Source organism: Kordiimonas marina, from assembly GCF_023006325.1.
In the GTDB taxonomy this organism is placed as follows: Bacteria; Pseudomonadota; Alphaproteobacteria; order Sphingomonadales; family Kordiimonadaceae; genus Kordiimonas; species Kordiimonas marina.
The window spans coordinates 597,314-603,855 of the sequence record NZ_JAINDF010000003.1 but is presented as its reverse complement, the minus strand read 5'-3'; the positions used below and the strand labels follow the sequence as shown (position 1 = coordinate 603,855).

At 56.7% G+C, this 6,542-nt stretch carries 15 protein-coding genes; all 15 read left to right on the top strand.

The features are described 5' to 3' along the window. The coding region (locus K6118_RS09410) for an EF-Tu C-terminal domain-related protein (RefSeq protein WP_247120094.1) at positions 1-95 on the top strand (95 nt) is incomplete at its 5' end. Between the two features lie 52 nt (positions 96-147). Beyond that, entirely contained in the window at positions 148-462 is a 315-nt protein-coding gene (gene rpsJ, locus K6118_RS09405; protein ID WP_247120083.1) for a 30S ribosomal protein S10, read from the top strand. Positions 463-467: 5 nt separating this feature from the next. Continuing rightward, entirely contained in the window at positions 468-1,226 is a 759-nt protein-coding gene (gene rplC, locus K6118_RS09400) for a 50S ribosomal protein L3 (RefSeq protein WP_343269928.1), read from the top strand. A 5-nt stretch (positions 1,227-1,231) separates the two neighbouring features. Continuing rightward, the gene (rplD, locus tag K6118_RS09395; RefSeq protein WP_247120082.1) at positions 1,232-1,852 is read left to right on the top strand and encodes a 50S ribosomal protein L4; all 621 of its coding nucleotides are present in this window, start codon (positions 1,232-1,234) and stop codon (positions 1,850-1,852) included. Then, entirely contained in the window at positions 1,849-2,142 is a 294-nt protein-coding gene (locus tag K6118_RS09390; RefSeq protein WP_247120081.1) for a 50S ribosomal protein L23, read from the top strand. The genes rplD and K6118_RS09390 overlap by 4 nt, the downstream gene beginning before the upstream one ends. Before the next feature lie 3 nt (positions 2,143-2,145). Then, positions 2,146-2,982 (top strand): 50S ribosomal protein L2, encoded by an 837-nt coding sequence (gene rplB / locus K6118_RS09385; RefSeq protein ID WP_247120080.1) that lies wholly within the window; start codon positions 2,146-2,148, stop codon positions 2,980-2,982. Positions 2,983-2,994: 12 nt separating this feature from the next. Then, positions 2,995-3,276, top strand: coding sequence for a 30S ribosomal protein S19 (gene rpsS, locus K6118_RS09380; RefSeq protein WP_247120079.1), 282 nt, complete (start codon positions 2,995-2,997; stop codon positions 3,274-3,276). Between the two features lie 62 nt (positions 3,277-3,338). Further along, positions 3,339-3,659: a 50S ribosomal protein L22 gene (rplV, locus tag K6118_RS09375; protein ID WP_247120093.1), complete on the top strand. Its 321-nt coding sequence runs from the start codon at positions 3,339-3,341 to the stop codon at positions 3,657-3,659. Continuing rightward, positions 3,659-4,354, top strand: coding sequence for a 30S ribosomal protein S3 (gene rpsC, locus K6118_RS09370; RefSeq protein WP_247120078.1), 696 nt, complete (start codon positions 3,659-3,661; stop codon positions 4,352-4,354). Before rplV ends, rpsC begins: the two co-directional genes overlap by 1 nt. A 32-nt stretch (positions 4,355-4,386) precedes the next feature. Next, on the top strand, positions 4,387-4,797 hold the full coding sequence (gene rplP / locus K6118_RS09365) for a 50S ribosomal protein L16 (RefSeq protein ID WP_247120077.1): 411 nt from the start codon (positions 4,387-4,389) through the stop codon (positions 4,795-4,797). A gap of 20 nt (positions 4,798-4,817) precedes the next feature. After that, positions 4,818-5,009 carry a 50S ribosomal protein L29 gene (gene rpmC / locus K6118_RS09360; RefSeq protein ID WP_247120076.1) on the top strand — a complete coding sequence of 64 codons (192 nt, stop codon included), beginning with the start codon at positions 4,818-4,820 and terminating at the stop codon, positions 5,007-5,009. An 11-nt stretch (positions 5,010-5,020) separates the two neighbouring features. Continuing rightward, entirely contained in the window at positions 5,021-5,257 is a 237-nt protein-coding gene (rpsQ, locus tag K6118_RS09355; protein ID WP_247120075.1) for a 30S ribosomal protein S17, read from the top strand. A gap of 52 nt (positions 5,258-5,309) precedes the next feature. Continuing rightward, a complete protein-coding gene (gene rplN, locus K6118_RS09350) occupies positions 5,310-5,678 on the top strand; it encodes a 50S ribosomal protein L14 (RefSeq protein ID WP_247120074.1) in 369 nt (122 codons plus the stop codon). Beyond that, entirely contained in the window at positions 5,679-5,996 is a 318-nt protein-coding gene (gene rplX, locus K6118_RS09345; RefSeq protein WP_247120073.1) for a 50S ribosomal protein L24, read from the top strand. Beyond that, positions 5,989-6,540 carry a 50S ribosomal protein L5 gene (gene rplE / locus K6118_RS09340; RefSeq protein WP_247120072.1) on the top strand — a complete coding sequence of 184 codons (552 nt, stop codon included), beginning with the start codon at positions 5,989-5,991 and terminating at the stop codon, positions 6,538-6,540. The genes rplX and rplE overlap by 8 nt, the downstream gene beginning before the upstream one ends. Positions 6,541-6,542 lie beyond the last annotated feature (2 nt).

Here is a 6,542-nt window from a genome sequence, read left to right as displayed (position 1 = left end):
TCGCTCCGATCGCCATGGACGAAGGCCTCCGCTTCGCTATCCGCGAAGGTGGCCGTACCGTCGGCGCCGGCGTCGTCGCTAAAATCCTGAAGTAATGCAACATGGCGCCGGCCCGCGTGGCTGGCGCCGCCTTTAAGGTATAGATCAATGGAAGCGCAAAAAATCCGCATCCGGCTGAAAGCCTTCGACCACCGCGTGCTTGACCAAGCATCGAGTGAGATCGCTGGCACGGCCAAGCGTACGGGCGCTCTGGTGCACGGGCCGATCCCGCTGCCGACCAGGATCGAAAAGTTCACGGTTCTTCGTGGTCCCCACATTGACAAGAAGTCCCGCGAGCAGTTCGAGATGCGCACGCACAAACGTCTGCTTGATATTGTTGACCCGACCCCGGCTACCGTCGACGCGCTGATGAAGCTCGACCTCGCTGCTGGTGTTGACGTCGAAATCAAACTGCAAGGGTAAGTCTCATGCGTACAGGTTTGATTGCAAAGAAACTCGGCATGACCCGTATCTTCAATGATGCCGGTCATCACGTGCCTGTCACCGTTCTGGAGCTTGATGGCTGCCAGGTCGTTGCTCAGCGCACCATGGAAAAAGACGGTTACACGGCTGTCCAGCTTGGTGTTGGTTCCCGCAAGGCGAAAAACGTATCGAAAGCGATGCGTGGTCACTTCGCCAAAGCGGAAGTAGAACCCAAAGCCAAAGTTGCGGAATTCCGTGTGGCTGAAGATGCCCTTATTGAGGTTGGCGCTGAACTCACCGCCGATCACTTCGTACCGGGCCAGCGTGTAGACGTTGTCGGTACCTCCAAGGGTAAAGGTTTTGCGGGTGCCATGAAACGCCACAACTTCGGTGGTCTTCGTGCTTCCCACGGTGTGTCGATTTCGCACCGTTCGCATGGTTCGACCGGTCAGTGTCAGGATCCGGGCCGCGTCTTCAAAGGTAAGAAGATGGCTGGTCACCTGGGTGACGTTCGCACCACTGTGCAGAGCCTTGAAATTGTCGAAACGCGGGTAGAAGACGGCCTGATCCTGGTGAAGGGCGGCATTCCTGGTTCCAAAGAGGGCTGGGTGCTGATTTCCGACGCTGCGAAAAAGCCGCGGCCAGAAAACGCGCCGATGCCGGCTGCGTTCCGTTCTCCCGTGAAAGCCGAAGCTGCTGTTGAAGCGGCCCCGGCTGAGGAAGTCACCGAAGCAGCACCTGCTGCAGAAGGTAACGAGGAATAAGCGTCATGAAGACGAATGTTCTTACATTGGACGCCAAGAAGGCCGGCGACATCGATCTCGATGAAGCCATCTTCGGCGTACCCGCACGGGCAGACATCCTGCACCGTGTGGTAAACTGGCAGCTCGCAAAGCGCCGCGCTGGAACCCACGCTGTGAAGTTCCGCTCGGACATCTCCCGCACTGGTGCCCGTCTGGGCCGCCAAAAGGGTGGTGGTACCGCACGTCACGGTTCGCGCCGTTCCAACATCTTCGTTGGCGGTGGCCGTGCTTTCGGTCCGATCCCGCGCGACCATGGCTTTGACCTGCCGAAGAAAATCCGCAAGCTCGGTCTGAAGTCGGCTCTGTCCGCCAAGCAGGCCGACGGCAAGCTGATCGTTGTTGATGTTGCTGAACTCAAGGACGGCAAAACCAAGGAACTGGCTGCAAAGCTCGGTAAACTCGGTCTCGCCAACGCCCTGTTCATCGACGGTGCTGATGTGAATGAAAACTTCAAGCGCGCCGTTCAGAACATCCCGAACATCGATGTGCTGCCGACCCAAGGTGCCAACGTCTACGACATCCTCCGTCGTGACACACTGGTTCTGACGAAGGCTGCTGTTGCCCAACTCGGGGAGAGGCTCAAATGACCGCAATCAAGCATTATGATGTGATCAAGAGCCCGGTCATCACCGAAAAGGCGACGCTCGGCTCAGAAAACAACCAGGTAACCTTCAAGGTTGCGATCGACGCTACCAAGCCGCAGATCAAAGCCGCTGTCGAAGCTCTGTTCGACGTGAAGGTCAAGAAAGTCAACACGCTGCGCCAAGAAGGCAAGGTAAAACGTTTCCGTGGTGTAACCGGCAAGCGCGCCGAGTACAAAAAAGCCATGGTCACGCTTGCCGAGGGCAGCAGCATTGACGTGACTACGGGGGTTTAACCGATGGCACTCAAGCAATATAAACCGGTGACCCCGTCGCAGCGCGGCCTCGTCCTCGTAGACCGTTCCGGTCTTCACAAGGGCAAGCCCGTCAAGAAGCTGACCGAGGGTCTGACCAAATCCGGCGGCCGGAACAACACCGGTCGTGTAACGTCCTGGCAGCGTGGCGGTGGCCACAAGCGCACTTACCGCGTGATTGATTTCAAGCGGACCAAGTGGGACGTACCGGGTACGGTTGAGCGTCTGGAATACGATCCGAACCGGACCGCATTCATCGCGCTCGTCAAATATGAAGATGGTGAACTGGCTTACATCATCGCGCCGCAGCGTCTGGCCCCTGGCGACCAGGTTATCGCGGGCGAAAAAGTTGACGTGAAGCCGGGCAACGCCATGCGTCTGGCCAACATGCCGGTCGGTACCATCATCCACAACGTGGAGATGAAGCCGGGCAAGGGCGGTCAGATCGCACGTTCCGCTGGTGCTTACGCCCAGCTGATCGGTCGCGACCGTGGTTATGCGCAGATCCGTCTGTCTTCGGGTGAAGTTCGTCTCGTCCGTGGTGAGTGTATCGCCACTGTCGGTGCGGTTTCCAACCCGGACAACCAAAACCAGAAGCTCGCGAAAGCGGGCCGGAGCCGCTGGCTGGGCCGTCGTCCGCACGTTCGTGGTGTTGCCATGAACCCGGTCGATCACCCGCATGGTGGTGGTGAAGGTCGTACCTCTGGTGGTCGCCATCCGGTGACCCCGTGGGGTAAAGGCACCAAGGGTAACAAGACCCGTTCGAACAAAGCTTCGGACAAATTCATCATCCGGTCGCGCCACGAGCGCAAGAAACGCTAAGGAGTCCTGAATATGGCACGCTCTGTATGGAAAGGCCCTTTCGTTGACATGCACCTGATGAAAAAGGTGGAAGGTGCTCTGGAAAGCGGCAAAACCTCGGCAGTAATTCAGACCTGGTCGCGTCGTTCGACCATTCTGCCGAACTTCGTTGGCCTGACCTTCAATGTCTACAATGGGCAGAAGTTCATCCCCGTTTACGTAACGGAAGACATGGTTGGTCACAAACTCGGCGAATTCGCCCCGACGCGGACCTACTACGGTCACGCTGCGGATAAGAAAGCGAAGAGGAAGTAACTGTGGGCAAGGTATCTGCAAAACGCCGTCTGGCGGATAACGAAGCCGTCGCAACCGCGACCATGCTTCGCGGCTCGCCCCAGAAACTGAATCTGGTGGCAGCCTCGATCCGCGGTATGAAAGTGGAAAAGGCTCTGGCTTCGCTGAGCTTCAACCGCCGTCGTAGTGCGATCGAAGTACGCAAGGTTCTGGCGTCGGCTATCGCCAACGCTGAGAATAACCATAACCTGGATGTGGACAGCCTGGTTGTCGCGGAAGCGACTGTCGGCAAGGCCCTGACGATGAAGCGCTTCCGCGCTCGTGCTCGTGGTCGTGTTGGCAAAATCGTCAAGCCGTTCAGCCGTCTGCGCATCGTAGTGCGCGAAGTAGAGGAGACTGCATAATGGGTCAGAAAGTAAGCCCCGTCGGTCTGCGCCTCGGTGTCAACCGCACCTGGGATTCGCGCTGGTATGCTGACCGTAGCGACTATGGTAATCTGCTGCACGAAGACCTGAAAATCCGTGACTTCGTTATGAAGGAACTGAATCAGGCCGGCATTTCCAAAGTCATTATCGAACGTCCGGCTAAAAAATGCCGCGTGACCATTTACTCGGCTCGTCCGGGTGTGATCATCGGTAAAAAAGGCGCCGACATCGAGAAACTGCGCAGCAAGATTGCCGGTTTCACCGACGCTGAAGTCAGCCTGAACATCGTCGAAGTCCGCAAGCCGGAAATCGACGCCAAGCTGATCGCCGACAACATCGCCCAGCAGCTGGAACGTCGTGTCGCTTTCCGTCGCGCTATGAAGCGTGCGGTTCAGAGCGCCATCCGTCTCGGTGCCGGTGGTATCCGGATCAACTGTGCAGGCCGCCTTGGCGGTGCAGAGATTGCCCGGACCGAATGGTACCGCGAAGGCCGCGTGCCGCTGCACACCCTGCGTGCCGACATCGACTATGGTACGTCCGAAGCTAAGACTGCCTACGGTATCTGTGGCATCAAGGTTTGGGTGTTCAAAGGCGAAATCATGGAACACGACCCGATGGCCCATGAACGTCGTGCAAACGAAGTTCAAAGCCAAGGAGGCCCGTCCCGCCGCTAAGGCTGGGACGGCTAGAGTAGGAGCGACAAGAGATGTTGCAACCGAAGCGTACTAAGTTCCGTAAAGCCCATAAGGGCCGCATCCATGGCAATGCCAAGGGCGGAACTGCTCTGAACTTCGGCGAGTTCGGTCTTAAAGCGACCGCACCCGGCCGTGTAACTGCCCGTCAGATCGAAGCGGCGCGTCGTGCTATGAACCGCCACATGAAGCGTTCTGGTAAGGTCTGGATCCGCATCTTCCCGGATGTGGTCGTGACCTCGAAGCCGACTGAAGTCCGTATGGGTAAAGGTAAGGGTTCGCCCGATTTCTGGTGCTGCCGCGTTAAACCCGGCCGCGTCATGTTCGAAATCGACGGCGTGTCCGAAGAACTGGCTCGTGGTGCGTTCGAGCGTGCAGCTGCAAAGCTGCCGGTCGGCACGCGCATCGTGACCCGGATGCAATAAGTTTAATCGGAGAAAAGACAATGAAGGCAGCTGATCTTCGTGCCAAGTCGCAAGACGAGCTCCGTGAAGAGCTTGTTAGCCTGAAGAAGGAGCAGTTCAATCTGCGCTTCCAGGCTGCGTCCGGGCAACTGGAAAATACCGCCCGCGTTCGTGCAGTACGTCGCGATATTGCGCGTATTCAAACGATCCTGGGCCAATCGGCTGAGGCGTAAGGAGTAAACCCATGCCAAAGCGTATTCTGCAAGGTGTAGTGGTAAGCAACAAGGGTGATAAAACCATTGTTGTGAAAGTAGAACGTCGCATCAAGCATCCTTTGCTTGACAAAATTATTCGACGCTCTAAGAAGTACCACGCTCATGACGAGAGCAACCAAATTCAGGTTGGGGACACAGTCCGCATTGAGGAATGCCGTCCTATCTCGAAACTGAAGTCCTGGCGTGTAGTCGGCGGTGAGGCCTAAGGCCTCATCGTTTTGCTATTCGTCAGCAATTTGCAATTAGAGGGTAACACCCATGATTCAGATGCAAACGAACCTCGATGTGGCCGACAACTCCGGGGCCAAGAGGGTGCAGTGCATTAAGGTGCTTGGCGGGTCCAAGCGTAAAACTGCCGGGGTAGGCGACATCATTGTCGTCACCGTAAAGGAAGCGATCCCGCGGGGTCGTGTAAAGAAAGGTGACGTGCATCGTGCCGTCATCGTCCGCACCGCTAAGGAAGTGCGTCGCGCCGATGGTACCGCCATCCGGTTCGACCGCAACGCAGCTGTGCTTGTAGACAAGAAACATGAGCCGATCGGCACCCGTATCTTTGGGCCGGTTGTGCGTGAACTGCGTGCAAAGAAGCATATGAAGATCATTTCGCTTGCACCGGAGGTACTGTAAATGGCCGCGAAACTGAGAAAAGGTGACAAGGTCGTTGTGGTTGCCGGTAAAGACAAAGGCAAGCGTGGCGAAATCATGTCTGTTCTGCCGAAAGAAGGCCGTGCTGTTGTATCGGGTGTGAACCTGGTCAAGAAGCATAACCGTCCGACGCAGACGAGTGCGGGTGGTATCGAATCGAAAGAAGCGCCGATCCAGCTTTCCAACCTCATGATTGAGGATCCGAAAGACGGTGCTCCGACCCGCGTTGGTTTCAAAAATCTCGACGACGGTAGCAAGGTTCGCTTTGCTAAGAAGTCCGGGGAGGTGATCAATGGCTAAGGCTTTGCCGCGTCTTCGTACTGTATACGAAGAGAAAGTCCGCTCCTCGCTTAGCGAGCAGTTTGGCTACAAAAACCCGATGCAGGTTCCGAAACTGGACAAGATCGTGATCAACGTTGGTGTTGGTGACGCCGTTCAGGATAAGAAAAAGATCGACAAGGTTGTCAGCGAAATCGCTGCGATCTCCGGTCAGAAACCGGTTGTAACCCTGGCCCGTAAATCCATCGCAGGCTTTAAGCTTCGCGAAGGGATGCCGATCGGTGTCAAGGTAACCCTGCGTGCTGAGCGCATGTACGAGTTTCTTGATCGTCTGATCACCATTGCGCTGCCGCGCGTTCGTGACTTCCAGGGCGTTAACCCGAAGTCGTTCGACGGCCGTGGCAACTATGCAATGGGCCTGAAGGAACAACTGGTGTTCCCCGAAATCAGCTACGACGACGTAGACCAGGTTCGCGGGATGGACATCATTATCTGCACCACGGCTGGAACCGATGACGAAGCGCGTGCGCTTCTGGCCGGTTTCGACATGCCGTTTAAGAAATAACG

Coding starts and splice junctions, on each gene's coding strand:
- rplN (WP_247120074.1), top strand. CDS start 5,310: ATGATTCAGATGCAAACGAACCTCGATGTGGCCGACAACTCCGGGGCC.
- rpsS (WP_247120079.1), top strand. CDS start 2,995: ATGGCACGCTCTGTATGGAAAGGCCCTTTCGTTGACATGCACCTGATG.
- rplP (WP_247120077.1), top strand. CDS start 4,387: ATGTTGCAACCGAAGCGTACTAAGTTCCGTAAAGCCCATAAGGGCCGC.
- rplX (WP_247120073.1), top strand. CDS start 5,679: ATGGCCGCGAAACTGAGAAAAGGTGACAAGGTCGTTGTGGTTGCCGGT.
- rplE (WP_247120072.1), top strand. CDS start 5,989: ATGGCTAAGGCTTTGCCGCGTCTTCGTACTGTATACGAAGAGAAAGTC.
- rplB (WP_247120080.1), top strand. CDS start 2,146: ATGGCACTCAAGCAATATAAACCGGTGACCCCGTCGCAGCGCGGCCTC.
- rplD (WP_247120082.1), top strand. CDS start 1,232: ATGAAGACGAATGTTCTTACATTGGACGCCAAGAAGGCCGGCGACATC.
- K6118_RS09390 (WP_247120081.1), top strand. CDS start 1,849: ATGACCGCAATCAAGCATTATGATGTGATCAAGAGCCCGGTCATCACC.
- rpsJ (WP_247120083.1), top strand. CDS start 148: ATGGAAGCGCAAAAAATCCGCATCCGGCTGAAAGCCTTCGACCACCGC.
- rpmC (WP_247120076.1), top strand. CDS start 4,818: ATGAAGGCAGCTGATCTTCGTGCCAAGTCGCAAGACGAGCTCCGTGAA.
- rpsQ (WP_247120075.1), top strand. CDS start 5,021: ATGCCAAAGCGTATTCTGCAAGGTGTAGTGGTAAGCAACAAGGGTGAT.
- rpsC (WP_247120078.1), top strand. CDS start 3,659: ATGGGTCAGAAAGTAAGCCCCGTCGGTCTGCGCCTCGGTGTCAACCGC.
- rplV (WP_247120093.1), top strand. CDS start 3,339: ATGCTTCGCGGCTCGCCCCAGAAACTGAATCTGGTGGCAGCCTCGATC.
- rplC (WP_343269928.1), top strand. CDS start 468: ATGCGTACAGGTTTGATTGCAAAGAAACTCGGCATGACCCGTATCTTC.